Source organism: Amycolatopsis sp. cmx-4-83 (assembly GCF_046548815.1).
Taxonomy (GTDB): Bacteria; Actinomycetota; Actinomycetes; order Mycobacteriales; family Pseudonocardiaceae; genus Amycolatopsis; species Amycolatopsis pretoriensis_A.
In genome coordinates, this window is sequence record NZ_JAEBEF010000048.1 from 1 (window position 1) to 508 (window position 508).

The following is a 508-nucleotide window of genomic DNA, read 5'->3' on the forward strand; positions in this document are numbered from 1 at the left end:
TTTTATAATGTTAAGTTCAGGAATAAGGTGAATGCTAAGTTGATGCGATGGTATAAGAAAGAACGTAAGGAAGATAAGATGCTGAGATATTTCGTTGATGGGGTTCAGTGGAGATTAATTGATAGAGAATTACTGGAGTTTGAAGGTGATGTAAGGAATATAAGGTTTGGTTTAAGTACTGATGGATTTAATTTATTCGGTGAGTTGAGTAGTGGTTATAGTATTTGGTTTGTGATTTTTTGTATGTTTAATTTTTTTTTTTGGTTGTGTATGAAGTAGAAGTTTATTATGATGTCGGCGTTTATTTAAGGTTTAAAATAATCCGGTAATGATATTGACGTGTATTTAAGATCGTTGGTTGATGAATTTTTACTGTTTTAAAAGGAAGAATGTGTACGTGTGTGGGATGAGGATAAACAAGAGAGTTTTGATTTGTTAGTATAATCGTTAAATTTTAAGGTTATGAGATAAATGGTTATATATTTTATACGAGAGTTTAAGATTAAAA

The 508-nt window shown here is 29.7% G+C and carries 1 protein-coding gene; it reads left to right on the forward strand.

Annotated elements, in window-relative coordinates; genetic code table 11:
* Positions 1 to 279 (forward strand): hypothetical protein (locus ACLJQM_RS48230; protein WP_410636687.1); only part of this gene is annotated, 279 nt, incomplete at its 5' end.
* Positions 280 to 508 lie beyond the last annotated feature (229 nt).